The sequence below is a fragment of the Streptomyces sp. NPDC027663 genome (genome assembly GCF_055566415.1).
The window spans coordinates 31,883-57,338 of sequence record NZ_JBVHSK010000025.1 but is presented as its reverse complement, the minus strand read 5'-3'; the positions used below and the strand labels follow the sequence as shown (position 1 = coordinate 57,338).

The following is a 25,456-nucleotide window of genomic DNA, read 5'->3' as shown; positions in this document are numbered from 1 at the left end:
CGTGAGGGGCGCGGGGAACTGCGCGACCGGCCACGACGGTGCGGCAGGCGACCGACGGCGTCCGTCCGTGCGACCGGCCACGACGGTGCGGCAGGCGACCGACGGCGATCGGTGCGCCGCCGCTTCCCGTCGAGCGGAGCGTCACCGTTCCTTGGTCTCCTCCAGCACCGTCCGCCCCAGCAGCGCGTACCGCTCGGGGGAGCGGTGCTTGAGGTATTGCGCGTAGCCGATGCCGAGCGCCGCGACCAGGGCCACCAGCCACGGGGTCGCCTTCAGGACCAGCGATCCGGACTCCGGTCCCGCCGCCACGCCCATGTTGGACACCAGCAGCACCACGACCGCGAGCATCGCGACCCCGCCCAGCAGCGGCGCGGTGAAGGTGCGGAACCAGTGACGGCTCTCGGGATGGTGCGAGCGGAAGTACGCCAGCACCGCGAACGAGCACACGGCCTGCACGACGAGGATCGCCATGGTGCCGAGGATCGCGAGCAGCACGTAGGTGCCCGTGTACGGGTCCTTGCCCGCGAGCCAGAAGGCCCCGATCAGCACCCCGCTCACCACCGTCTGCACCAGGCCGGCGAGGTGCGGCGAACCGTGCCGGGCGTGGGTCCGCCCGATGGTGTTCTTCAGCGACGGCAGGACGCCCTCCCGCCCCAGGGCGTACAGGTAGCGGGCGGCGCAGTTGTGAAAGGCCATGCCGCAGGCCAGCGAGCCGGTGATCATCAGCCACTGCATGACGTCGACCGCCCAGTGGCCGACGTAGTGCTCGGTGGGGCCGAAGAACATCGCGAGCGGGTTGGCGGACGAAGCGGCCCGTACGGCCTCGGCCTCGCCGTTGCCGGTGATGGCCATCCAGGAGACGAGGACGTAGAACACCCCGACGCCGAGCACGCTGATCATCGTCGCCTTCGGGATGATCTTCTTCGGGTCGCGGGACTCCTCGCCGTACATCGCCGTCGACTCGAAGCCGACCCACGACCAGAAGGCGAAGAACAGCCCGAGGCCGGCGGAGGTGCCCTTGAACGCGTTGACGGGGTTGACCGGCGCGAAGGTGAATCCGTGCGGCCCGCCGCCGTGGAAGGCCACGGACACCGCCATGGCCGCCAGCACGGTGACCTCGGTCGCCAGCAGCACCACCAGCAGTTTCTCGGCGACGCTCACCCCGAACCAGGTGCCGGTGGCATTGACCGCCAGCATCAGTACCGCGAAGGCCCACCAGGGCACGTCCAGTCCCGTCTGGTCCTTCAGCGTGGTCGTCGCGAAGGTCGAGAAGATGCCGATCAGGGCCGGCTCGAAGACGACGTACGCGAAGGTCGCGAGCAGTCCGGAGGCGAGGCCGACGGTGCGGCCGAGCCCGTAGGAGATGAAGCCGTAGAAGGCGCCGGTGGACGTGATGTGCTTCGCCATCGACGTGAAACCCACGGAAAAGATTGCCAGGACGACCATTGCCACGAGATAGCTTGCGGGCGCCCCGATCCCGTTGCCCGACGACACCATGAAGGGCACGTTGCCGGTCATCGCGGTGATCGGCGCGGCGGTGGCGACCGCCATGAACACCACACCGAGCAGGCCGACAGCATTGGGTTTCAGTCGGTGAACCGGTCCGTCGTCACCGCTCCTGGTCGCCGGGGCGACGCCCTCGTCCACAGCCATGGGGTGGCCCCTTCCGTGTCCTGTCCGTGGGTCCTGATGGAGCAGGATGGTGGATCAGGCAGGGCCGCGGGAAGGGGTCGGCGCTGTTAAATATTTGTCACCAGACCATTGGGGTGGTGATTTTGGGGCCCTCCGTGCGGCCTGCGTGTCCGCTCGGCTGCTTCGAGTGACGACCGGCTTGTACGCGGGCTACAGGCTCCGCACGCGGTTTCGGACCGCGGGACGGCGAGGCCCGGGTCAGTCCGCCGGGGCCGGCAGTACCAGGCCCCATGCGCCCTCCATCACCCGCCACGTCCGTCTGCGCACCGGCCCCGAGACCGCCGCGTCCGCCCGGTAGCGGAAGTCCGGTCCCGTGACCGTCACCGTCCGGCCGGAGGCCAGCAGGGGAGTCGCCTCGGCGCCCACCGACAGGGGCCGTACCTCCACCGCGGCCGTCCCGCCCGTCCCCGGCGTCACCGCCACCGTCTCGACCGGCTGGTCCAGGTCCACCACCGGCGCCCCGTCGACCTCCACCCGCAGCCGCGTGGGGCCCGGGGAGGGCACCGCGGGAAGCCGGGTCGGGCGAGGGGCCAGGGTGCGCACCAGGGAGCGGTACCAGAGCCGGCCCGAGGAGGCCGGTACCGGCAGGGGGACCGCGGCCCGCGCCGGCGCCGGCGGAATGCCCAGCGCCCCCAGCACCACCCCGTCACTGTCGTCGACCAGCAGGTCCAGGCGCCGCTCCGCCCCGTCCAGCACGGCCCGCGCCGCCGCCACCGTCCCGCACGGTACGCCGAGCGACTCGGCCAGCGCGGTGTCGCCCACCGGCACCACCGACAGCGCGCATCCGGCCAGCTCCCGCTGCCGGTGCAACAGGGCCACGGCCCGCGCCAGAGCCCGCCCGTCGCCGACCACGACCGGCCGCCGCGATCCCCTTCGGCCCAGCGCCCGGGCGAATTCCTCCGGCCCCTCCGGCAGGCACACCTTGGCCGCCGCACCCGCGCTGAGCACGTCTTTCACGATGCGTACGGACTCCCCGTCCGTCTGCCGTGCCGCCGGGTCGATGATCACCAGCAGCTGATCGGACGTCGCGAAAGTCGCCACCTCGGTCCTGCCTCGCTTCCTCGGGTAGCATCTTTGTGCAAGAGCCCCTTGCGCTATTGCGCCAGGGGCTTCGTCTATTCCGGGGCATCCGGTCCGACGGTTGTGCGACCAACGGCGGTCGCGGTGGTACGCGGCGGTGAACCTTACGCCCACGCCCCCGACCTTGGACATGCCCCGCCCGGAAGGGGTGTACGCGCGTGCCCGCACTTGTGCTGCTCGGTGCTCAGTGGGGTGACGAAGGCAAGGGAAAGGCGACGGATCTCCTCGGTGGATCCGTTGACTATGTGGTGCGTTACCAGGGCGGCAACAACGCCGGCCACACGGTCGTCGTCGGCGACCAGAAGTACGCACTGCACCTGCTCCCTTCCGGAATCCTCTCGCCCGGCTGTACGCCGGTCATCGGTAACGGTGTCGTCGTCGACCCGTCGGTCCTGCTCTCCGAGCTGAGCGGTCTGAACGAGCGTGGCGTCGACACGTCCAAGCTCCTGATCAGCGGTAACGCGCACATCATCACGCCGTACAACGTGACCGTCGACAAGGTGACGGAACGCTTCCTCGGCAAGCGCAAGATCGGCACCACCGGCCGCGGCATCGGCCCGACCTACGCGGACAAGATCAACCGCGTGGGCATCCGGGTGCAGGACCTCTACGACGAGTCGATCCTCCAGCAGAAGGTGGAGGCCGCTCTCGACGTCAAGAACCAGGTCCTCACCAAGCTGTACAACCGGCGCGCCATCACCGCCGACCAGGTGGTCGAGGAACTGCTGGGCTACGCCGAGCAGATCCGGCCGTACGTCGCCGACACCGTCCTGATCCTCAACCAGGCGCTGGAGGACGACAAGGTCGTCCTGTTCGAGGGCGGCCAGGGCACGCTCCTGGACATCGACCACGGCACGTACCCCTTCGTCACCTCCTCGAACCCGACCGCGGGCGGTGCCTGCACCGGCGCCGGCGTGGGCCCGACGAAGATCAGCCGCGTCATCGGCATCCTCAAGGCGTACACGACCCGTGTCGGCGCCGGACCGTTCCCGACCGAGCTGTTCGACGAGGACGGCGAGGCGCTGCGCCGGATCGGCGGCGAGCGGGGCGTGACCACCGGCCGTGACCGCCGCTGCGGCTGGTTCGACGCCGTCATCGCCCGCTACGCGACCCGCGTCAACGGCCTGACCGACTTCTTCCTCACCAAGCTGGACGTGCTGACCGGCTGGGAGCAGATCCCGGTCTGCGTGGCGTACGAGATCGACGGCAAGCGGGTCGAGGAACTTCCCTACTCGCAGACCGACTTCCACCACGCGAAGCCGGTCTACGAGACGCTGCCGGGCTGGTCGGAGGACATCACGAAGGCCAAGTCCTTCTCCGACCTGCCCAAGAACGCCCAGAACTACGTCAAGGCGCTGGAGGAGATGTCCGGCGCCCCGATCTCCGCGATCGGCGTGGGCCCGGGCCGGGACGAGACCATCGAGATCAACTCGTTCCTGTAGGCCGTAGCCGCGCAACCGCGGGTGCCGCCCGCCGGTCCGCCCTTCCGGGGCGTGACCGGCGGGCGGTCTTTCGTCGCGCCCGGTGGACAATGGACCTGTGAGCGTCCACCGGAATGCACGGTGCCGGGGACCGTACGGCGGCGAGGGCGACCGGGCCGGCGGCACGGACTGCTCCGACCCGGCGGTCTTCGAGGTCGCCCGCTACGGCAGACCCGCGCTGCCGGTGTGCCCGGTGCACCTCGGCCCGGCACTGCTGCTGGCGAGCGGGGTGCTGTGGCCCCCGGAGATCAGACTCATCGGCCGGGTGACCGGCCTGCGGCCGTAGCGAGCCGTCCCCTGGCCCCTCACCGCGCGGGTGTCCGACCGATGGCCCGGTCGCCTACAGTTCCCCGGACAAGATCGATTGGCCGGTCGGCGATGCGGCGGTACGGCCATGCGCGCAGGGGGAGAGATGAGCGGAGCAGACGATCACAAGAAGGTCGTCCTGGAGTTCTTCGGCGCGGTCAGCGAGGGCCGGCTGGGGGATCTGCCCCGGTTCATGGCGGCCGACGTGGTGGACCACAACAAGATCATTCACGGGGAGGCGGACGAGCCGGGGGCGGCGTTCGACGGGCTGCGCCAGCAGGCGGAGGCACTGGCTCCGCTGACGGTGCGGGTGGACGAGCTGATCGGCGAGGGTGACCGGGTCGTCGCCAGGGTGACGCAGCGGGGCGTGCACAGCGCGGCACACCCGCGGATGCCCGAGCCGACCGGCCGGCCCTTCGAGGTCGAGGCGATCTGGATCTTCACACTGGCGGCCGGGAAAATCAGCGAGATCCGGGCGGTGAGCGACCGGCTCGGACTGTTCCTCCAGCTGGGCTGGCCCTGGCCGCAGACCGGCTGATCGCGGCTGCCTTCCGGCGATCACCGGAGAACCGCTGAACGTTCGGCCGTCCTGCTGCGTCGAAGCGGTGCGGTGCGCCGTGCCGCAGGACCAGGGAGGAGAGCGTGTCAGTGACCCGTATCCGTACCGCCGCCGCAGGAATGGCCGTAGCAGCCGTGGCCCTCGTCGCCTGTGGCGGCGAGGGGCCGGCGCGAGGAGACCGCGGGCAGTCCGGCCCCGAGTGGGTCGCCTGCTCCACGACGATGGTCATCGGCGATGTGGTGTCGGTGACCGCCCCCTCCGGGCAGAAGGGGCGCATCGCGGTGACGCTCGACGTCACGGAGTGGCTCAAGCCCGCCCGGGGGCAGCGCCGGATCACCCTCGACGTCGTCGACCCGGGCAGGACGGACGCCCGGCGGAAGGTGCGGGCCGGGCAGCATCTGCTCATCGCCGTCCCCGAGCGCGACGGCCTGGAGCCGGGTGTCTTCCAGGGTGAGGCGCTGACGCTCGAACGAGCCCGGGTCAAGAAGGCACTGCGTGCGCCGGAAAACGTCAACTGCCCTTCCCCGTGGAAGAGTTGATACCTGTTCCGGATGTGAATGTGTGTTGCGGAAGTGGCTCGTGTGGGGCGCAATGGGCATGCACCTGGCAACTTCCAGACACCGGGGGAAACTTTGACGCGTGCCTCCCTGCGCCATGCCGGCCGGGCAGCCGGCGCACTCGCTCTCGCTCTCGGGGCCGTGCTCGCCACGGCCCCTTCCAGCCCCGCGGACGACCTCCCCACCGACGGCACCGACGCCGAAGCCGCGAGGACCATCGACAACATCATCCCGACCAGTCACTACGACGTCCCCTGCCGCAAGGGCATCCTCTGCCAGACCGACAACGCCCAGCTCACCTACTACATGGACTCCGGCGGCAGCAACGCGCTGGAGGCCGACGACAAGAACACCGTCCGGTACGTGCTCTCCAGTGAGTACGGCCCGACCGATCTCTCGGTCAGCTACGACTCGACGCCGTCCTGGTCGGGGGATTCCGAGACGGACATCTACTACAGCGAGGGCCACCGTCTCCGGCAGCGACAACGGCTACACCTACTGCGAGAACGCCGCCTCGGGCATCTACAAGTGCGACCAGCAGTACGTGAAGATCGAGCCGGGCCACTGGTCCTCCGGCCTGGTCTGCCACGAGACCGGGCATGCCGTCGGCTTCGTCCACGGTGACCACGCCATGCCCATCGTGGGCATGCAGGACTCCCGCCTGGGCTGCATGAAGAAGAACGTCGGCTCCGAAGGGCTCGGCGACAACAACAGGCGCAACATCAACAGCGTGTACTGACGGGGGCCCGGATGAGCAGAAGGACACGTGCGGCGATCGGCGCGACCGCCGCACTCGCCGTGAGCGCATGCGCACTGGCCACCGTGGCGTACGGCCGGTCGGCCGATGACGACCACGCGCAGGACAAGGGGGTCATCCTCGCGGAGGGCAACGACCGCTACCCGTCCAGGACCGCCCAGGACTGGGTGACGTACGCGGACTACGCGGTGGTCGTCACGGCTCTGGACGACTCGGCGATCGAGCCGGACACCAGTGACCCCGACAACCCCGAGGGTGACGCGGGCCCGGTCATGCGCAAGGTGAAGCTGCGAGTCGACAAGGTCCTCTGGGCCAGGGAGAAGCCGGCCCACGAGGCACCCTCCACGTTCGACTGGAACGCCTTCGGGTGGCACCAGAACGAGGACGGCGAACGGATCGAGATGTCCGGGGCGCAGGAGCCGCGTATGGAACCCGGCCACAGCTATGTCATGGCGCTGCAGTGGCAGGCCCCGCAGTGCCCGCCCGGGGACGACCCCGTCCCCGGCGCGTGGCGGGGACTCGGTGACGAGTCCACCATCCCCTACGACCACGGCGTGCTCGGACAGGGCGAGTTCGAGGGCCGGACCCGGACCGAGCCCGACGCCGAGGAGTCGGCCCTGCCCTCGGCCGACCCGAACTTCGCCCTCCGCGACGAATTCGTCGGCCGTGACGCCGGGGATCTCGCCACGAGGCTGAACGCGACGCAACCGGGCACGGCGGAACAGGCCGGGGAACCGACCGACCCCTGCACCTGACCTCACCGCCGTCCGCCGGTCACTTCACCGCACGGGGGTGACCGGCGGGCGGGGCCGGCGCTCAGCTGAACACGATCATCGAGCCCTGGGCCAGGGACCGCGTCGCCGCCGCGTGCAGGCCGAGCCACACGTGGCGTTCGCGCGCGAAGGGGCTGGGGTCGTAAGGGGCCGGGACGGCCGGTTCCTCGAGCTCGGTCGGGGCCGTCGGCGGGGCCGGGGCCGCCGGGGGGTTCGCCGGGTCGATGCCGATGGTCGGGGCGACGTACTGGAGTTCCCGGAGCAGGGTCTGGGCGCTGCCCAGGGGGCCGCCGCCCGCGAGGAGTTCCTCGTTCGACAAGGGGTGCGGGAAGTCGACCGGGACGTAGGCGCCCGCGTGGTCGTAGTGCCAGACCAGGTGGGACTGCTGGGCTGTGGACTCGAACATCTCCAGCAACTGCTCGTAGTCACCGCCCAGTTCGTCCACCGGGGTCACCGGCAGGCCGCAGACCTGGAGCAGGTAGGCCCGGCGCAGGAAGTGCAGGGCGTCGTAGTCGAAACCGGCGACCGGGGCGACGTCACCGGACAGGCCCGGCATGTACTGGTACACCGGCACCGGCGGCAGGCCGGCGTCGGCCAGTGCCTTGTTGTACTGCGCGAGTTCCTCGGCGAAGGGGTTGTCCGGGGTGTGGCACAACACGTCCACGAGCGGTACCAGCCACAGGTCACAGGCCAAAAGAGGGCTCCTCGCATCGGCGGGCGCGATCACGCACGGCAGCAGGTGGTCAGGGCAGGGTAGTCCGTACGGCCCGGGAGCGGCTCCCCCGTGCGGACCGTACCGGTCACTTACCCGTTGGTCAGGTCTTCCAGCAGTGTCAGCGACTGGGCGTTGGAGGCGGCGACGATCGCCCGGGCGGTCTCGGCCTCGCGGCGGGCCAGTGCGTCGACCAGCTCGGTGTGACCGGCCCAGAGCCGGCCGCGCAGGTCGGGCAGGCGGAGCAGGTGCTGCACCGCGCAGACCCAGGACTGGACGCGCAGGCGGTGCAGGAAGTCGCCGAGGTAGGGGTTGCCGAACAGGGCGCTCAGCTCGCGCCAGAACCGCAGGTCGTAGCCGATCAGGACCGTGAGGTCGCCGGCGGCCGCGGCCCGCTGGGCCTCCTCGCCGCGGCGGCGCACAGTGGTCAGGGCCGCTGCCGTGCGCGGGTCCTCGGGCGGGGTGCGGAAGGCGGGGTGGCCTTCGGCGAGGGCCTGGAACATGCCGTCGGTGACCAGGATGCGCGCCTCGATCATGCTCCGGTAGTCGGCGACCGAGTACTCGGGCACGCGGAAACCGCGGTGCTGGTCGGCCTCCAGGATGCCCTGGGCGGACAGGTCGACCAGCGCCTCGCGGACAGGGGTGGCGGAGACGCCGTACTGGTCGGCGATCTCCTTGACCGTGAACGCCCGGCCCGGGCGCAGCCGCCCGGCCAGCACCTCGTCACGGAGCGCGTCCGCGATCTGCTGGCGCAGGGTGCTGCGCGTCACGGCGCCGTTGCCGGGCATGGTCCGGGCCTCTCCTCCGTGCTCGTCTCCGTCGTACGACGTCACTGTCCTACGACGTCCTACGAGCACGTCACCTTACGCGTTCGGATCGGCCCGGCGGCAGGCACGGTACGGTCACACGGTGTGCTCGTCGGCGACGCTCAGAGCGGCGTCGAGCGCGGCCAGGCCCTCCTTCAGCTCGGCCTCGGTCGTGTTGCAGGGCGGGACCACGTGGGTGCGGTTCATGTTCACGAAGGGCCACAGGCCGTGCTGCTTGGCGGCAGCGGCGAAGGCGGCCATGGGGGCGTTCGCCTCGCCGGCCGCGTTGTACGGCACCAGCGGCTCGCGGGTCTCCCGGTTCTTCACCAGGTCCAGCGCCCAGAACATGCCGACGCCGCGCACCTCGCCGACACTCGGGTGCCGCGCGGCCAGCTCGGCGAGGGCCGGGCCGACGACGTTCTCGCCGAGCCGCTTGGCGTTCTCGACGACGCCCTCCTCCGCCATCACGTTGATCGTGGCGACGGCCGCGGCACAGGCCAGCGGGTGCCCGGAGTAGGTGAGGCCGCCCGGGTAGGGCCGCTTGGCGAAGGTCTCGGCGATCTGCTGTGAAATGGCCACACCGCCGAGCGGCACGTAACCGGAGTTCACACCCTTGGCGAAGGTCATCAGGTCGGGCACGACACCGAACAGGTCGGCCGCGAACCACTCACCGGTGCGGCCGAAGCCGGCCATGACCTCGTCCAGGACGAAGACGATGCCGTACTTGTCGCACAGCTCGCGCACCCCCGCCAGGTAGCCGGGCGGCGGAACCATGATCCCGGCCGTGCCGGGGACGGTCTCCAGGATGATCGCGGCGATTGTGCCCGGGCCCTCGAAGGCGATCGTCGTCTCCAGGTGCTCCAGCGCCCGGGCGCACTCCTGCTCCTCGGTCTCGGCGTAGAAGCGGGAGCGGTACAGGAAGGGCGCCCAGAAGTGGACGACACCGGCGCCGGCGCTGTCGGACGCCCAGCGGCGCGGGTCGCCGGTGATGTTGATGGCCTGCTGGGTGCCGCCGTGGTACGAGCGGTAGGCCGAGAGCACCTTCGGGCGGCCCGTGTGCAGCCGGGCCATGCGCACCGCGTGCTCGACGGCGTCCGCGCCGCCGTTGGTGAAGAAGATCTTGTCCAGGTCGCCGGGGGTCCGCTCGGCGATCAGCCGGGCCGCCTCCGAGCGCGCCTCGACGGCGAACGCGGGCGCGAACGTCGTCATCTTCGCGGCCTGCTCCTGTATGGCCGCGACGACCTTGGGGTGCTGGTAGCCGATGTTGGTGAAGACGAGACCGCTGGTGAAGTCCAAATACCGGGCGCCGTCGTAGTCCCAGAAGTACGACCCCTCGGCGCCGGCGACGGCGAGCGGGTCGATGAGGTCCTGGGCGGACCAGGAGTGGAAGACGTGCGCACGGTCCGCGGCCTTCACTGCGGCGCCGGCTTCGGGGCTGGGCTGAGGGGTCATGCGGCCGAGGGTAAATGTCCGCGATGCGGAAGCGACATCGGCGTCTTGTTCCGTGGGCAGGGCCAAACCGCGACAGGTTGTCGACGCAGGGGCCCGGCAGGCCCCGGGCAGGCCTGGCGGGCACGGCCGCGCACGCCTGTTACGGAACCGTAGACAGCAGTCCGGGCGCGCTGTCCTACGACCGCACTATTCTCGTTCGTTGCATACCTATGGGGGGAAGGCGGCGCGGGGATGGAGAAGCTGGGCCCGGGGGATCCGCAGCACATCGGGGCCTACCGGCTGCTGGCGCGGCTCGGTGCGGGCGGTATGGGGCACGTGTATCTGGCCCGCTCGGACCGGGGCCGTACCGTCGCCGTCAAGCTCGTCCGCGAGGAACTGGCCGAGCAGGAGGAGTTCCGGGCGCGGTTCCGGCAGGAGGTGCAGGCCGCGCGGCGGGTCGGCGGGTACTGGACCGCGCCGGTGCTGGACGCGGACACCGAGGCGGCCGTGCCGTGGGTGGCGACGGGGTACGTGGCCGGGCCGAGCCTGCAGCAGGTGGTCGGGCACGACCACGGGGCTCTGCCCGAGCGCTCGGTACGGATCCTGGCGGCGGGGCTCGCGCACGCGCTGAAGGACATCCACGCGGCGGGGATCGTGCACCGGGACCTCAAGCCGTCGAACGTGATGGTGACCATCGACGGGCCGCGGGTGATCGACTTCGGTATCGCGCGGGCGCTGGAGACGACCACGGCCGGCGGCGAAGGACTGACCCGGACCGGGTCGCTCGTCGGGTCGCCCGGGTTCATGGCGCCCGAGCAGGTGCGCGGCGACCGGATCACATCGGCGTGCGACGTCTTCTGCCTCGGGTCCGTGCTGGCGTACGCGGCCACCGGAGCGTTGCCGTTCGGTGCCGCCAACAGCGGGGTCCACGCGCTGATGTTCCGGATCGCCCAGGAGGAGCCGGACCTCACGGGGGTGCCGGAGGGGATCGCCGACCTCGTGCGGGACTGCTTGCGCAAGGACCCGGGGAGCCGGCCTTCGCTGGACGCGATTCTGGAGCGGACCGGGGCGGGGGACACCGTCGCCGGGGGGCGGTCCCGGGATCCGTGGTTGCCCGGTTCGCTGGTCGCGCAGCTCGGACGGCATGCCGTGCAGTTGCTGGAGGTGGAGAACCCCGAGGGCGGTGCGGATTCTCCGGGGGCCGGGGTGAGTGCGCCGTCGGGGGGTGGCGGTGCGTCGCCGGGTGCGGCGGGGGTGAGTGCGCCGTCGGGTGGTAACGGTGCGTCGCCGGGTGCGGCGGGGGTGAGTGCGCCGTCGGGTGGTAACGGTGCGTCGCCGGGTGCGGCGGGGGTGAGTGCGCCCTCCGGTGGCAACGGTGCGTCGTCGGGTGCGGGTGCACCGGGGGATGGTTTCCCGCCCGCACCACACGGCCGGCCATCGTCGGCGGGTGCGAGTGTTCCCGGTGGGGGGCAGTCGCCGTCGGCGGGTGCGGGTCCGTTCTCGGGTGCGGGTGCGGGTGCGGGTGCCGCCGCCGGTACCGGGGCGGGGGCCGGCGCAGGGTCGCCCGAGCATGCTGCCGTGTCCGACGGGGTGGCGGCTCCCGGGGCCGTGCCGGGGGGCGCCGTCAATCATCTGCCCACCATTTCGGCCCAGGCTCCGCCGCCGGCGCCGCCCGGGTACGCAGCCCTGCCGGGGGCGTACGGGGCTCCGCATCCCCAGCAGCATCCGCAGCAGCACCCCCAGCACGCCGCCTACGCGTATCCGCCGCAGCCCGGTGCCGGCGGCTGGGGAGGGGCACAGCCGCAGTACAACCCCTACGCCGGCGGGCTCGGCTCGACCCCGCCGTACGGGCCGCCCACCGTGGGGATGCCGCAGGAGCCGGAGCGGCGCAACGGCCGGTCCACCGCGCTGCTCGTCGTGATCGCGGTGGTCGTCGCGCTGGGCGCGGGCGGCTCGGTGTACGCGCTGATGAAGAACGGCGGCGGTACGGACGACAAGGGCACCGGCACGGTCAGCCCCGCGCCCACGAACGGCTCCGTTCCGCCGGCCACCTCGGGAGCGCCCACACCGACCGGCCCGCCGTCGTCCGCGTCCGCCTCCCCGGCCGGAGCGATCCCGGACGCCTACCTGGGCACCTGGCAGACCACCATCGACAACGCCAACGGGACCAACACCCGGGAACTCACCATTCGGCAGGGAAAGGTCGGGGACACCGTGCTGACCCTGGTCGCGGACGGCCCCACCGAGGGCGGTGGCTCGTACCACTGTGTCTTCGCGGCCGAGCTTGCCCAACAGCCCAGTGGCAACGGGCCGTTGCAGATCGGCCCGTCCACCGTCACCACCGGTGAGCCCGCCTCCTCCTGCACCCCGGGCGAGGCCACCGAGGTCACCCTGCTGCCGGACGGGCGGCTGAAGCGGGCGAAGGCGAGTGGCGGAGAGAGCCTGACGTACAGCAAGGGGTGACCGGGCGGGCGCCCAACTGCCGTGTCCGCTGGGGGCTTTGAACGGTGGGCGAACTTCCGTGGACGGGTCCGGTCCGGGTCCGTCCGGGCGTGTACCGCGACTCCACCATCATCCGGCTCCGGGCAGTGGCGGGGGCACCCACATGGAGTGACTGAGCACGGAGAACGTCGTCGCCGTCGGTACGGCGGTCCTGGGCATCGTCGCGTCCGCGAGCATGGTCTGTCCGCCGCCGGGCTCGCCGCGAAGGGGAAGGGATCCCCGGCGGTCGTCGCCCTGTCCGACGGCCCCAAGCCGGGTGACATGCCCGAACTGCGCGAGACCCGCGTGGCGTTGTCCGCGTTCGCGCTCGTCGTCAACGGCGAGACGGGTGTACGGAACCTGTCCACGGCGGACGTACGCCGGCTGTACCAGGGCGAGATCACCGACTGGACGCAGCTCGGCGGGCGTGCACTGCGGGTGCACCTGGTCAGCCGGGACGCCAACTCCGGCACCCGGCAGGTCTTCCAGCGGCGGGTGCCGGGGCGGGGCGAGATGGCCAACTCGTCCGTCGACTGCGTCCACAAGGACGATCCGTCGGCGCCGGTCACCCGCTGTGAGCTGGACTCGACCGACCAGGTGCCGGCGAAGGTGGCCGAGCTGCCCGGGGCGGTCGGTTACAGCGAGCTGAACCTGGCCGCACGCGCCAAGGGGCTGCGGGTCGTCTCCCTGGACGGCAGCGCGCCCTCCGTGGACGCGATCGAGCACGGGCGCAGCGGCTATCCGTACCGGGAGATCGAATACGCCTACACCTACGGCAGCCCACCCGCCGACTCCCTGGCCTCGAGCTTCCTCACCTACCTGTCCCGCGGAAACGGCCAGGACGTCATCCGCACACACGGGCACGTGCCGTGCTGGACACCGGAGGGGCTGAAACTCTGCGCGTAGGGCGGGGTGCGGGGTGCGGGTGCCGGGTGCCGGGTGCCGGGGAGCGCTGTAGGGCAACGGTGCGTCGCGGACTGCGGGTGCGTTGTGGCTGGTCGCGCAGTTCCCCGCGCCCCTGTCGGGGCGCTTCAGCCGGGCAAGCCTGCGGGCGGTCGCGGGGCGGCCGTGGGGCGGTTGCAGGCGCGGGTGGGTTGTGGCTGGTCGTGCGGTTCCCCGCGCCGTGGGGCAACGGTGCGTCGCGGTCTGCGGGTGGGTTGTGGCTGGTCGTGCGGTTTCCCGCGGCCCTGTCGGGGGGCTTCAGTCAGGCAAGCCTGCGGAGATTTGTGGCTCGCCGGGGGCCTAGCGTGGCTCCGGGGGCCGCTGGCGGGGCATGTTGGGCCGGCTTCCGTTCGCCGGCGGCAGCGGGAACCGGCCCCCCGCACCCCCGGCCTCCTGCCGCGGCACCGCCGCCACCGCCGTCTGGATGCCCAGCGGTGCCGACCCCGTCCGGAACTCCACCATCCAGTCGGTGGTCTCCGTGCGCACCAGCTCCGTGATGTCCTCCGAGAAGCGCCGCAGTACCGACAGGCACCGCTCGGCCGCCTCGCTCGCCGTGCCCTCCGCCGGCCCCAGCACCTCCCGCACACTCTCCGACGCCCAGTCGAACTGGAACGCCTGCAACCGCCGCTGCACGGCCTGTGCGGTGGCCACGTCCCTTATCCAGCCGGACGTGACCCCGAAGTACCGGTCGATGCCGACGCAGGCGACCGCGAGCAGCAGTGCCAGACAGCCCCAGGGCGCGACCCCGCCGGCCACTCCGGTGAGGTCCAGCAGCGGCAGCGCCGCCCCGGCCACCGCTCCCGCCGCGGCGCCGACCCGCAGCACCTGTGCCCCGCGCCGCTTCCAGACCCGGTCGCGCAGATACCAGGCGGCCGTCTCCAGTGCCCGGCGCTCCACCCACCGGTACAGCTCGTCCAGCCGTTCGGCGGGCTCGCCCCAGTCCCCGTGCGGGAAGGCGCGCCCGGTCAGATCGCCCGGCCGCAGCCCGGCCGCACCCTCGCCCCGCCCGTCCTGAGGCGGACCCTCGGGCTGCATCTCCGGCTGACCCACCCGGCACTCCCTACTGATCACGACCAGTCACGTTGCGTGACATTTCATGCCGACGTGCGGCCACCTTCCTACCGCCCAATGGGTGGCGGAGAGGAAGCTTTCCCAGCTTTTCCGCCCAGAAGAGGGCCTTGATCAGGTATAGGACCACCGTCATTCTCACTCGAAAGAGTGGCGGGGCGATGGCCGCGTGGACCACGTAGGCTCGTTCACGACGGAGAAAGACGACGGAGAAGACGTCGGAGCAGGACGTCGCAGCAGACGGCGAGGAGCTGATCGTGATCCCCGGTGGCCAGCCCAACATGCAGCAGTTGCTCCAGCAGGCCCAGCAGATGCAGCAGGACCTGCAGCGGGCGCAGGAGGAACTGGCGAACACGGAGGTGGACGGGCAGGCGGGCGGCGGTCTGGTGAAGGCCACCGTGACCGGTGCCGGTGAGCTGCGCGCGCTGAAGATCGACCCGAAGGCGGTGGACCCGGAGGACACCGACACCCTCGCCGATCTGATCGTGGCGGCCGTCCAGGCGGCCAACGAGAACGCGCAGACGCTCCAGCAGCAGAAACTGGGCCCGCTGGCACAGGGGCTGGGCGGCGGCAGCGGCATTCCGGGCCTGCCGTTCTGACCCACCGCCTTCCGGGCGGGGGCGTGAGCCAACTACCGTACGTACCGAAAGGTCTCCAGGAAGGGCGTTCCGTTGTACGAAGGCGTGGTCCAGGACCTCATCGACGAGCTGGGGCGGCTCCCGGGCGTCGGTCCCAAGAGCGCGCAGCGGATCGCCTTCCACATCCTGCAGGCCGAGCCGACGGACGTGAAGCGGCTCGCGCAGGCGCTCCTGGAGGTGAAGGCGAAGGTCCGTTTCTGCGCGACGTGCGGCAACGTCGCACAGGAGGAGCTGTGCGCGATCTGCCGTGACCCGCGCCGCGACCCCTCCGTCATCTGTGTGGTGGAGGAACCGAAGGACGTCGTCGCGATCGAGCGCACCCGGGAGTTCCGGGGCCGGTACCACGTGCTCGGGGGCGCGATCAGTCCGATCGAGGGCGTGGGACCCGACGACCTGCGTATACGAGAACTTCTCGCGCGGTTGGCCGACGGGACGGTCACGGAACTGATCCTGGCCACGGATCCGAATCTGGAAGGCGAGGCGACGGCGACGTACCTCGCCCGCATGATCAAGCCCATGGGCCTGAAGGTCACCCGCCTGGCCAGCGGCCTCCCGGTGGGTGGCGACCTGGAATACGCGGACGAGGTGACCCTCGGCCGCGCCTTCGAGGGGAGACGACTCCTAGATGTCTGACGCCACGCTGCACGCCTCGTCGCAGAACCCGGACGACTTCGCGGTCCAGGTCGCGGACCAGGTCGAGAGCTTCCTGGTGGCCGTCACGGAAGTGGCGAGGGGCGACGAGCCCGGCTCGACGGTCCCCTTCCTCCTCCTTGAGGTCTCCCAGCTCCTGCTGGCCGGCGGCCGGCTGGGTGCCCACGAGGACATCGTCCCCGACGAGCGCTACGAGCCCGACCCGGGCCCGGAGCCGGACGTGGACGAGCTGCGCGAGAACTTCGCCCGGCTGCTGGACCCGGTGGACGTCTACTCCGAGGTCTTCGACCCGTACGAGCCCCGCAAGGCCCCGGTGCCGGCCCGGATCTCCGACGACCTCGCCGACATCATCACCGACCTGAGGCACGGCATGGTCCACTACCGTGCCGGCCGTACCACCGAGGCCCTGTGGTGGTGGCAGTTCTCGTACTTCTCCAACTGGGGACCGACGGCCTCCGCGGTGCTGCGCGCCCTGCAGTCCGTCCTCATCCACGTCCGCCTCGAACAGCCGCTGGAGGAGCTGGACGGTCTCGACACCGACCAGGCCATCATGGGCGACGAGACCCTGGAGATCGAGGCGGGCCGGGTGATGGCCCAGGAGATCGGCGCACCGCTGGGAATGCAGCCCGGGAAGTAGCCCCGCACCGGCCACTGTGAGCCGGGGCACTTTCGGCGTGGCGCGGCACAGGCTGGGCAGGTGCCCGACGCGGGCGTCCGATGTCTCACCATGCGGGAGCAGGATGGTGGAATTCGGACGCTCGTTAGACTGAGCCGACACAAACGAACCGAGCGAGGAGCGCACGTGGGCCTTGTCGTGCAGAAGTACGGAGGCTCCTCCGTAGCCGATGCCGAGGGCATCAAGCGCGTCGCCAAGCGGATCGTGGAAGCGAAGAAGAACGGCAACCAGGTTGTCGTCGTCGTTTCCGCGATGGGCGACACGACGGACGAGCTGATCGATCTCGCCGAGCAGGTTTCTCCGATGCCTGCCGGGCGGGAATTCGACATGCTGCTGACCGCCGGAGAGCGGATCTCCATGGCCCTGCTGGCGATGGCGATCAAAAACCTGGGCCACGAGGCCCAGTCCTTCACCGGCAGCCAGGCCGGCGTCATCACCGACTCGGTCCACAACAAAGCCCGGATCATCGACGTCACGCCGGGCCGGATCCGCGAGTCGCTGGACCGGGGCAACATCGCGATCGTCGCCGGTTTCCAGGGCGTCAGCCAGGACAAGAAGGACATCACCACGCTGGGCCGCGGTGGGTCCGACACGACGGCCGTGGCGCTCGCCGCCGCGCTCGACGCCGAGGTCTGCGAGATCTACACCGACGTCGACGGCGTGTTCACCGCCGACCCGCGCGTGGTGAAGAAGGCCCGGAAGATCGACTGGATCTCCTTCGAGGACATGCTGGAGCTGGCCGCCTCCGGATCCAAGGTGCTGCTCCACCGCTGTGTGGAGTACGCCCGCCGCTACAACATCCCGATCCACGTCCGGTCGTCCTTCAGCGGACTGCAGGGCACGTGGGTCAGCAATGAGCCGATTGGGGACCAGAAGGTGGAGCAGGCCATCATCTCCGGTGTCGCGCACGACACCTCCGAGGCCAAGATCACGGTCGTCGGCGTGCCGGACAAGCCGGGTGAGGCCGCCGCGATCTTCCGGGCCATCGCCGATGCCGAGATCAACATCGACATGGTCGTGCAGAACGTGTCCGCCGCCTCCACCGGTCTGACGGACATCTCCTTCACGCTGCCGAAGACCGAGGGCCGCAAGGCCATCGACGCGCTGGAGAAGAGCCGCTCCGGCATCGGCTTCGACTCGCTGCGCTACGACGACCAGATCGGCAAGATCTCGCTGGTCGGCGCCGGCATGAAGACCAACCCGGGCGTCACCGCCTCCTTCTTCGAGGCGCTGAGCGACGCAGGTGTGAACATCGAGCTGATCTCGACCTCCGAGATCCGTATCTCGGTCGTCACCCGCGCCGACGACGTGCCGGAGGCCGTCCGCGCCGTGCACACCGCCTTCGGGCTCGACTCGGACTCCGACGAGGCCGTCGTCTACGGAGGCACCGGACGATGACCGGAAAGCCGACGCTCGCGGTCGTGGGAGCGACCGGAGCCGTCGGTGCGGTCTTGCTCCAGATCCTCTCCCAGCGGGCGGACATCTGGGGCGAGATCCGTCTGATCGCCTCCCCGCGCTCGGCCGGCCGCAAGCTGGCCGTGCGCGGCGAGGAGGTCGAGGTGACGGCCCTGACGGAGGACGCCTTCGCCGGGGTCGACATCGCCATGTTCGACGTGCCCGACGAGGTCTCCGCCGAGTGGGCGCCGATCGCCGCCGCGCGCGGTGCGGTCGTCGTCGACAACTCCGGCGCCTTCCGGATGGACCCGGACGTGCCGCTGGTCGTGCCCGAGGTGAATCCGCACGCGGTGCGGTCCCGCCCGCGCGGGATCGTCGCCAACCCCAACTGCACGACCCTGACGATGATCGTCGCCCTGGGCGCGCTGCACGCCGAGTTCGGGCTGCGTGAGCTGGTCGTGTCGTCGTACCAGGCGGTGAGCGGGGCCGGGCGGGCCGGCGTGGAGACGCTGCGGGCCCAGCTGTCCCTGGTGGCCGGCACCGAGCTGGGCACCAAGCCCGGGGACGTACGGCGGGCCGTCGGGGACGACACCGGGCCGTTCCCGGAACCGGTGGCGCTCAATGTGGTGCCGTGGGCCGGTTCGCTGCGCGAGGACGGCTGGTCGTCGGAGGAGATGAAGGTCCGCGACGAGTCCCGGAAGATCCTCGGACTGCCGGAACTGCCGGTCGCCGTGACCTGTGTACGGGTGCCGGTGGTCACCACGCACTCGCTGACCGTCCACGCCCGCTTCCAGCGCGAGGTCAGTGTCGACGGCGCCCGCGAGATCCTCGCCACCGCGCCGGGTGTCGTGCTGTGCGACGACCCGGCGGCCGGAGAATTTCCCACCCCCGCCGACGTGGTGGGCACGGACCCGACCTGGGTCGGCCGGGTGCGCCGGGCCCTGGACGATCCGACCGCACTCGAACTCTTCGTGTGCGGGGACAACCTGCGCAAGGGTGCGGCGCTGAACACCGCGCAGATCGCGGAGCTGATCGCGGCGGAGCCGTCCGGCCGCGGCCAGCCGGCCGCTTTGTAGGATCGACGCACGAAGTGTGGCCGGGAGCATGGTCCAAACCACTTGAACCGTGCCTCTTGGCAGCAGAGGATTCTTCTCCCCGCTCTCCGCAACCGTACGGAGGGCGGGGAGCGTCTTTGCGGTCACCCTTGCGGGGCCTGAGGGCGTGATGATCCTGGCGTGGGGACGCCGTGATCGGGGCGTGGGGACGCCCGTTCATATAGGACATAAGGGAAGAGCGGGACGCATGACGGCACTTGAGGCACCGTCGGTTGTCGCACATGTGACGTCCGGCACGTACAACCCCCGAGGGGGGAAACGTGTCCAACTGGCGTGGCAGAGGTACTCGAACTCAGTGTGGCCCGCGGCGGTACGGCCCTGCGGCCCCGCGCGGCGCTCCGGCCCCGCACGCCCGGCGGCATGCCGGTGATCGCGCCCATGCCCGCAGCGCGGCCCGCCCGCATACCCAGTCAGCGTGACGGCGCCGAGGAGACCTCGGCCGCCGTGACGACCGAGGCCGTCGGCACGACCGTCGACCACCTCACCGAGACGTACCGGGCGCACTACCGCTCACTGCTCGGCCTCGCCGCGCTTCTCCTCGACGACACCGCCTCCTGCGAGGACGTCGTCCAGGAGGCCTTCATCCGCGTCCACTCGGCCCGCAAGCGCGTCCGGGACCCCGAGAAGACCCTCGCCTACCTGCGGCAGACCGTCGTCAACCTCTCCCGGTCCACGCTGCGCCGCCGCATCCTCGGCCTGAAGCTGCTCTCCAAGCCGATGCCCGACATGGCCAGCGCGGAAGAGGGCGCCTACGACCAGCTGGAGCGCCGCGACCTCATCAAGGCCATGAAGGGGCTGCAGCGCCGGCAGCGTGAGGTCCTGGTCCTGCGCTACTTCGCGGACATGACCGAGGCCCAGGTCGCCGAGACCCTCGGCATCTCCCTGGGCTCGGTGAAGGCGTACGGGTCGCGGGGCATCGCCGCGCTGCGGGTGGCCATGGAGGCGTCGGCATGAGCGACCGCGCCGAAGGGGGCGACTCCCATGACGGTCGCTCCCACGAGACCCACTCCCATGAACGTCATGAGCCCTACGCCTGGCACGAGCCGACACGGCGCATCGGGCAACAGCACACGCCATCGCACGCTGGGAACGGAACTGTGAACCACGGCCCCGACGACAAGGGCCCCAAGGGGCCCGGCCCGGGTCTCGACGGCCTCGACGGAATCGACGGATTCGACGGACTCGACTCCGACGAACTGGCACTGCGCCGGCTGCTGCACTCGGCGGTCGACGACATCGAACCGCGCACCGGCACCCTGGACCACCTGCGCCGGGCAGTCCCCACGAGGCGCGCCCGCAAGCGCCAGGCGATGGTGGGCATGGCCGCGGCGGCCCTGTTCCTCGGCACCGCCGTCCCCGCCCTCGTCCACGTCTCCCACGCCGGCGGCACCGACACCAACACCGGCATGGTCGGCCAGAGTTCCCAGGCCCACGGCGGCACCGGCGGCCAGAGCAAGGACAAGGGCACCGAGAAGGGCGGCGACAAGAACGCCGGCAGCGCGACGGTCAAGCCGGGCAAGGAGCACGGCAAGACCGGCGAGAAGGACAAGCCGGGCACCCACAGCGGCGGCTCCACCGGCGGCGTCGACGCCACGGCCACCGCGGCCCCGGGAACCCCGCTCTGCACCGCGGCCCAGCTGGGCTCCGCCACCGGCTCCGTGAACGCCCCCGACTCCGCGGGCGTCGTCTACGGCACGTTCCGCGTCACCAACGTCTCCGGCACGGCCTGCACCGTCGGCGGTGCCGGCACCATCACGCCGAGCGCACAGGGCGCCGCCGACCCGACCAAGATCGCCGCTGTCCGGCATGTGGCCGGGGACGCGGCGACGATGCTGCCCGACCCGTCGCGCGAGGTCGCCGCGCTGGTTCTGCAGCCCGGTGCGGCATACGAGGAGCAGTTCGCCTTCGTGCCGTCGGAGACCTGCCCCACCACCGGCGGCGACCCGGGCGGCTCCGACACCGGCGGTCCCACGCCGGATCCGACGCCGACCCAGGGCGAGGGCGTCACCGGCGGTACGACCGACACCGGCGCCTCGTCGGGCACCACGACCCAGCTGGTCACCGAGGACGGCACGGCCGACGGCAGTGTCGCGGTCACCCACACCTCCGACCCCGGCTCCCCCTCGACGACGGCGGTCGTACCGGGCGAGTGCGCGGGAACGGTGTACTACACCGGGGTACTGGCGGGGGCATGACGCTCCCCTCCACGGCAGCGGCCACCGTGGCTTCGGCCCCGGGTGCGTGCGCAGTGGCGTGACCGCCGTCGAGCTTCGGGTGGGCGGTGGACGGTTGCTGGGTCGCTGTTGAGCCTTGGGCGGGTGGTGGACGGTGGACGCTTGCGGGGTCGCCGTTCAGCCGTGAGTGGGCGGTGGCGTGATCGCCGTCGAGGCTCGGGTGTGTCGGCGACTGTGGGCACGTCGTGGCTGGTCGCGCAGTTCCCCGCGCCACCGGGAGGGTCCAGGGCCGTCGGCTGTACCGCTTGCGCAGCCGCGGGCAGTCGTGCCGCTGGGGCGGCACCGGTGGGCGCGGCGGCACCCTGTGCGCGCCGGTAAGCGGTCCCACCCCCGGCCCGCACCGGCTCGGGTCAGCTGCTGGGCACCGGTGTGCGCTCCGGCTCCTCCGGAGCCAAGCCCAGCGCAGCGTCCCGCTGGAACTCGATCTCCCGCCGCAGCAACCGGAACCACATGAACACGACGAAACCGGCGAACACGAACCACTCCCCGGTGTAACCCAGGTTCTGGAACGCCTTGAGATCGAGCCCCGTGCCGTCCGGCGCACTCGCGGGCACGGCCTTCATCCCCGAGTCGCCCTTGTCCAGCGTGACCCACGCGTCGTACAGATCGTCCGGCACCAGATTCACCAGCGACGCCGCGCTGATCGCCCCGGTCTGCCCCGCGGGAAGCCCGCCCTGCGCGCCCGCCCGGCTGCTCCCCGGGCTCTCGGACGCCTGCAGCGCCCCGGTGACGGTGACCTCACCGGACGGCGCGGCGGGGGCCTTGGCGGCGTCCGCCGTACCCGGCAGCCACCCCCGCACCACCGGCAGCGCCTTGCCGGAGTCCGTGCGCAGCAGGGTCAGGACGTAGAAGCCCCGCTTGCCGTCCAGCTCCCGTCCGGGCACCAGCAGCTGCTTCCCGTACCGCCCGCTCGCGCTGACCCGCCGTCCCGACGTGCTCTTGTCGACGGGCAGCATCGACTCCAGCGGGCGCGCGGCCCCGTGCCCGTCGGACGCGGCCTGCTCGGTCGCGGTGCGATGATCCTGCACCCGGTCCTCGAACCGGCTCAGCTGCCACGACCCCATGAAGATGCAGAACGGGATGGCGAGCAGCACGAAGACGTTGATGCCCCACCAGCGGGGTGTCAGCAGAAAGCGGTACACGCCCTCCACGGTACGGCGCCCGCTCCCACGGCCCGGCCGCGGGTCAGCCCTTGCTCGCCTTCAGTGAATAGATCAAGGGGATGCGCGGGTGCCCCGCGGGGAAGCGGTGGTAGCCGTCCCGGACCTCGAAGTTCTCGAAGCGCGGGAAGAGCGACACGTCGTGTTCGTGCAGGAACTCGATGCGCAGTCCCGTCGCGGCGAGCGCGGAGACCACGTCCCCGAGCGTGTGCTGCCACTCCACGCTGCGGTTGTGGACGGTGACGGCGTCCAGGTCGGCGTAGGTGCCGGGCTCGTTCCACACGTGCGCGTCCCGGGAGAAGTAGTCGCGCACGATCCGGGTCCCGGTCTCGTCGTCCAGGGACTCGGTGAGCGGATGGAACTCGGCGAGGTAGAGGAAGCCGCCGGGGGCGATCAGGGAGGCGGCCGTCTGCGCCCAGCGCCGGATGTCCGGCAGCCAGCACAGGGCGCCGAGCCCGGTGTAGACGATGTCGTACGACGGCTCGGGCACGGCCCCGGCCGCCTCGTACACGTCGCTGGTGACGAAGGCCGCCCGTTCGGGGCCGTACCCGAGGTTGGCCGCGAGGCCACGTGCCGCCTCGACTGCGGGCGCGGAGAAGTCCAGGCCGACGACGCGGCCGGCGCCGTGGTGCACCCAGGAGAGGGTGTCGGTGCCGATGTGGCACTGCAGGTGCAGCAGCGACTTCCCGGTGACGTCGCCGACCTCCGCGATCTCGAAGTCGCGCAGGTCGTCCCGGCGGGTGCGGAAGCCGTCGAGGTCGTAGAAGGGCCCGGCCACGTGGATGGGAACGCGGTCGTCCCACATGGCCCGGTTGTCCTCGCGCCACCCTTCGGGGACGGACGCGGAGGTGACGGAAGCGCTCATGCGCGCGAAGTTATCCACAGGCTGCGCACACCCGCCACCCAATTGTCGGCGCGGCCAGGCAGTATGGGCCCATGACTGGGGCCATGAGTGAGAGCGGTACGCCGAACACGCAGCACACACCGGACATGCCGGACTGGGAGAAGCGCTTCCGGGCGCCGCGGGTGTCGCTGCCCGACTGGGCGGAGGACGCGCCGCACCGCTCCCTGTTCGTGTCGAACGCGACGGGGACGTACGAGCTGTACGCCTGGGACCGTGCGACGGGCGAGCAGCGACAGGTGACGTTCCGGCCGAACGGCACGACGGACGGCGTGCTCTCCCCGGACGGCGCGTGGATCTGGTGGTTCGACGACAAGGACGGTGACGAGTTCGGGATCTGGCGCCGCCAGCCCTTCACGGGCGGCGCGGACGATCCGGCGGTGCCCGGCCTCGACCCCTCCTACCCCGCCGGTCTGGCCCTGTCCCGGGACGGCCGCACGGCGGTCGTCGGCCGCTCCACGGACGAGGACGGTACGACGATCCACCTCGCCCCCGAGGGCGCGGACCCGGTCGAGATCTACCGGCACCGGGAGTCCGCGGGCGTCGGCGACCTCTCCCACGACGGCACCCTGATCGCCGTCGAGCACACCGAGCACGGCGACGCCATGCACGCGGCGCTGCGGGTGCTCCGCCCGGACGGCACGACGGTCGCCGAGCTGGACGACACCAAGGGCGGCACCGAGGAGCTGGGCCTGGAGGTGCTGGGCTTCGCCCCGGTCGACGGCGACACCCGGCTGCTCATCGGTCACCAGCGCCGGGGCCGCTGGGAGCCGCTGGTGTGGGACGTGGCCACGGGCGAGGAGACCGACCTGGCCCTGGACCTGCCCGGTGACGTCAGCGCCGAGTGGTATCCGGACGGCTCGGCCCTGCTCGTCGTCCACGGCTTCGAGGCCCGCAGCGAGCTGTTCCGGTACGACCTGGCGGCCCGCGAGCTGACCTGCATCCCCACCCCGCCCGGCACGGTCTCCGGCGCGACGGCCCGCCCCGACGGCAGCGTGGAGTACCTGTGGTCGTCGGCCGCCGAACCCCCGGCGGTGCGTTCCACGTCCGGCGGTGTGGTCCTGGACCCGCCGGGCATGGCCTGCCCGCCGTCGGTGCCGGTGGAGGACGCGTGGGTGGAGGGCCCCGGCGGCCGTATCCACGCCCTGATCCAGAGGCCGGCGGGTGCCACGGGACCGGTGCCCACCGTCTTCGACCTGCACGGCGGCCCGACCTGGCACGACAGCGACTCCTTCGCGGCGGGCCCGGCCGCCTGGGTCGACCAGGGGTACGCGGTGATCCGCATCAACTACCGCGGCTCCACCGGCTACGGCCGTGCCTGGACCGACGCCCTCAAGCACCGGGTGGGTCTGATCGAGCTGGAGGACGTGGCCGCGGTGCGCGAGTGGGCGGTCTCCTCCGGCCTCGCCGACCCGTCGCGGCTGATCCTCACGGGCGCCTCCTGGGGTGGCTACCTCACCCTGCTCGGGCTCGGCACCCAGCCCGAAGCCTGGTCATTGGGCATCGCGGTGGTACCGGTCGCGGACTACGTCACCGCCTACCACGACGAGATGGAGTCCCTGAAGGCCATGGACCGCACCCTGCTGGGAGGCACCCCGGAGGAGGTCCCCGACCGCTTCGAGGCGTCCTCCCCGCTGACCTACGTCGACCAGGTCAAGGCCCCGGTGTACATCTCGGCGGGCGTCAACGACCCCCGCTGTCCCATCCGCCAGATCGACAACTACGTCAAGAGACTCGAGAGCCGGGGCGCGCTCCACGAGGTGTACCGCTACGACGCCGGGCACGGATCACTGGTCGTTGACGAGCGGATCAAGCAGGTCAGCCTGGAAACGGAGTTCGCGAAGCGACACCTGCCCGCGTAGGAAACCTCCACCACCGACCGGGACGGCCGGCTGCTCGCCCCACCCTCTCGGCCGACTGCGGCGGGTGTCTTTTCCGGGCACCTTGTCAGCCGACCGAGTCGGGTGGCTGCTCGGGTCGTCTCCTCGGCCGACTGCGGCGGGTGTCTTTTCAGGGCGCCTTGTCAGCCGACCGAGTCGGG

The 25,456-nt window shown here is 71.3% G+C and carries 23 protein-coding genes and 1 pseudogene; 16 read left to right on the top strand and 8 right to left on the bottom strand.

The annotated features are described in order from the left end of the window. Positions 1 to 141: 141 nt before the first annotated feature. Together ACZ4SF_RS36880 and ACZ4SF_RS36875 are read right to left on the bottom strand one after the other, a co-directional pair. A complete protein-coding gene (locus tag ACZ4SF_RS36880; RefSeq protein ID WP_468393200.1) occupies positions 142 to 1,653 on the bottom strand; it encodes an APC family permease in 1,512 nt (503 codons plus the stop codon). A gap of 237 nt (positions 1,654 to 1,890) precedes the next feature. Next, on the bottom strand, positions 1,891 to 2,733 hold the full coding sequence (locus ACZ4SF_RS36875) for a diacylglycerol kinase family protein (RefSeq protein ID WP_468393198.1): 843 nt from the start codon (positions 2,731 to 2,733) through the stop codon (positions 1,891 to 1,893). A gap of 197 nt (positions 2,734 to 2,930) precedes the next feature. Here ACZ4SF_RS36875 and ACZ4SF_RS36870 point away from each other — a divergent pair, with 197 nt between their 5' ends. The 6 genes from ACZ4SF_RS36870 (at position 2,931) to ACZ4SF_RS36845 (ending at position 7,187) form a co-directional block, all read left to right on the top strand. After that, a complete protein-coding gene (locus ACZ4SF_RS36870) occupies positions 2,931 to 4,214 on the top strand; it encodes an adenylosuccinate synthase (protein WP_468393196.1) in 1,284 nt (427 codons plus the stop codon). Between the two features lie 97 nt (positions 4,215 to 4,311). Further along, positions 4,312 to 4,539: a hypothetical protein gene (locus ACZ4SF_RS36865; RefSeq protein ID WP_468393195.1), complete on the top strand. Its 228-nt coding sequence runs from the start codon at positions 4,312 to 4,314 to the stop codon at positions 4,537 to 4,539. Between the two features lie 126 nt (positions 4,540 to 4,665). Beyond that, positions 4,666 to 5,097, top strand: a complete 432-nt coding sequence (locus ACZ4SF_RS36860; protein WP_468393193.1) for an ester cyclase — start codon at positions 4,666 to 4,668, stop codon at positions 5,095 to 5,097. Between the two features lie 104 nt (positions 5,098 to 5,201). Continuing rightward, positions 5,202 to 5,657: a hypothetical protein gene (locus tag ACZ4SF_RS36855; protein ID WP_468393192.1), complete on the top strand. Its 456-nt coding sequence runs from the start codon at positions 5,202 to 5,204 to the stop codon at positions 5,655 to 5,657. A 562-nt stretch (positions 5,658 to 6,219) separates the two neighbouring features. Beyond that, entirely contained in the window at positions 6,220 to 6,414 is a 195-nt protein-coding gene (locus tag ACZ4SF_RS36850) for a hypothetical protein (protein ID WP_468393190.1), read from the top strand. 11 nt (positions 6,415 to 6,425) lie between these two features. Beyond that, a complete protein-coding gene (locus ACZ4SF_RS36845; RefSeq protein ID WP_468393189.1) occupies positions 6,426 to 7,187 on the top strand; it encodes a hypothetical protein in 762 nt (253 codons plus the stop codon). 61 nt (positions 7,188 to 7,248) lie between these two features. Here the strand turns inward: ACZ4SF_RS36845 and ACZ4SF_RS36840 are convergent, their stop codons facing one another. The 3 genes from ACZ4SF_RS36840 to ACZ4SF_RS36830 form a co-directional block, all read right to left on the bottom strand. Next, entirely contained in the window at positions 7,249 to 7,899 is a 651-nt protein-coding gene (locus ACZ4SF_RS36840) for a hypothetical protein (RefSeq protein WP_468393187.1), read from the bottom strand. Between the two features lie 110 nt (positions 7,900 to 8,009). Then, on the bottom strand, positions 8,010 to 8,705 hold the full coding sequence (locus ACZ4SF_RS36835) for a GntR family transcriptional regulator (RefSeq protein WP_468393185.1): 696 nt from the start codon (positions 8,703 to 8,705) through the stop codon (positions 8,010 to 8,012). A 114-nt stretch (positions 8,706 to 8,819) separates the two neighbouring features. Then, positions 8,820 to 10,175: an aminotransferase class III-fold pyridoxal phosphate-dependent enzyme gene (locus ACZ4SF_RS36830; protein ID WP_468393183.1), complete on the bottom strand. Its 1,356-nt coding sequence runs from the start codon at positions 10,173 to 10,175 to the stop codon at positions 8,820 to 8,822. A gap of 231 nt (positions 10,176 to 10,406) precedes the next feature. On the opposite strand from ACZ4SF_RS36830, the gene ACZ4SF_RS36825 reads away from it, so the two are divergent. Continuing rightward, a complete protein-coding gene (locus ACZ4SF_RS36825; protein WP_468393181.1) occupies positions 10,407 to 12,617 on the top strand; it encodes a serine/threonine-protein kinase in 2,211 nt (736 codons plus the stop codon). Positions 12,618 to 12,836: 219 nt separating this feature from the next. Further along, positions 12,837 to 13,541 (top strand): annotated as a pseudogene (locus tag ACZ4SF_RS36820) (substrate-binding domain-containing protein); the annotation flags it as partial. Between the two features lie 336 nt (positions 13,542 to 13,877). Here ACZ4SF_RS36820 and ACZ4SF_RS36815 read toward each other — a convergent pair. Beyond that, positions 13,878 to 14,627, bottom strand: coding sequence for an SLATT domain-containing protein (locus tag ACZ4SF_RS36815; RefSeq protein WP_468393179.1), 750 nt, complete (start codon positions 14,625 to 14,627; stop codon positions 13,878 to 13,880). 275 nt (positions 14,628 to 14,902) lie between these two features. Here ACZ4SF_RS36815 and ACZ4SF_RS36810 point away from each other — a divergent pair, with 275 nt between their 5' ends. From ACZ4SF_RS36810 to ACZ4SF_RS36780, 7 genes are all read left to right on the top strand, one after another. After that, positions 14,903 to 15,244 (top strand): YbaB/EbfC family nucleoid-associated protein, encoded by a 342-nt coding sequence (locus ACZ4SF_RS36810; RefSeq protein WP_468393177.1) that lies wholly within the window; start codon positions 14,903 to 14,905, stop codon positions 15,242 to 15,244. A gap of 72 nt (positions 15,245 to 15,316) precedes the next feature. Next, positions 15,317 to 15,916, top strand: a complete 600-nt coding sequence (gene recR, locus ACZ4SF_RS36805) for a recombination mediator RecR (RefSeq protein ID WP_201841170.1) — start codon at positions 15,317 to 15,319, stop codon at positions 15,914 to 15,916. Then, positions 15,909 to 16,571, top strand: coding sequence for a DUF5063 domain-containing protein (locus ACZ4SF_RS36800; RefSeq protein WP_468393175.1), 663 nt, complete (start codon positions 15,909 to 15,911; stop codon positions 16,569 to 16,571). Before recR ends, ACZ4SF_RS36800 begins: the two co-directional genes overlap by 8 nt. A 165-nt stretch (positions 16,572 to 16,736) precedes the next feature. After that, positions 16,737 to 18,008: an aspartate kinase gene (locus tag ACZ4SF_RS36795; protein ID WP_468393173.1), complete on the top strand. Its 1,272-nt coding sequence runs from the start codon at positions 16,737 to 16,739 to the stop codon at positions 18,006 to 18,008. Further along, the gene (locus ACZ4SF_RS36790; protein WP_468393171.1) at positions 18,005 to 19,081 is read left to right on the top strand and encodes an aspartate-semialdehyde dehydrogenase; all 1,077 of its coding nucleotides are present in this window, start codon (positions 18,005 to 18,007) and stop codon (positions 19,079 to 19,081) included. Before ACZ4SF_RS36795 ends, ACZ4SF_RS36790 begins: the two co-directional genes overlap by 4 nt. Before the next feature lie 312 nt (positions 19,082 to 19,393). Then, the gene (locus ACZ4SF_RS36785) at positions 19,394 to 20,074 is read left to right on the top strand and encodes a SigE family RNA polymerase sigma factor (RefSeq protein WP_468393170.1); all 681 of its coding nucleotides are present in this window, start codon (positions 19,394 to 19,396) and stop codon (positions 20,072 to 20,074) included. Between the two features lie 143 nt (positions 20,075 to 20,217). Beyond that, on the top strand, positions 20,218 to 21,315 hold the full coding sequence (locus tag ACZ4SF_RS36780) for a hypothetical protein (RefSeq protein ID WP_468393169.1): 1,098 nt from the start codon (positions 20,218 to 20,220) through the stop codon (positions 21,313 to 21,315). Between the two features lie 389 nt (positions 21,316 to 21,704). On the opposite strand, the gene ACZ4SF_RS36775 is transcribed toward ACZ4SF_RS36780, so the two are convergent. Beyond that, positions 21,705 to 22,496: an SURF1 family protein gene (locus ACZ4SF_RS36775; RefSeq protein WP_468393167.1), complete on the bottom strand. Its 792-nt coding sequence runs from the start codon at positions 22,494 to 22,496 to the stop codon at positions 21,705 to 21,707. A 43-nt stretch (positions 22,497 to 22,539) separates the two neighbouring features. Then, positions 22,540 to 23,379, bottom strand: coding sequence for a class I SAM-dependent methyltransferase (locus tag ACZ4SF_RS36770; RefSeq protein WP_468393165.1), 840 nt, complete (start codon positions 23,377 to 23,379; stop codon positions 22,540 to 22,542). Between the two features lie 83 nt (positions 23,380 to 23,462). Between ACZ4SF_RS36770 and ACZ4SF_RS36765 the strand changes: the two genes are divergently transcribed. Then, a complete protein-coding gene (locus ACZ4SF_RS36765) occupies positions 23,463 to 25,277 on the top strand; it encodes a S9 family peptidase (RefSeq protein WP_468393255.1) in 1,815 nt (604 codons plus the stop codon). Positions 25,278 to 25,456 lie beyond the last annotated feature (179 nt).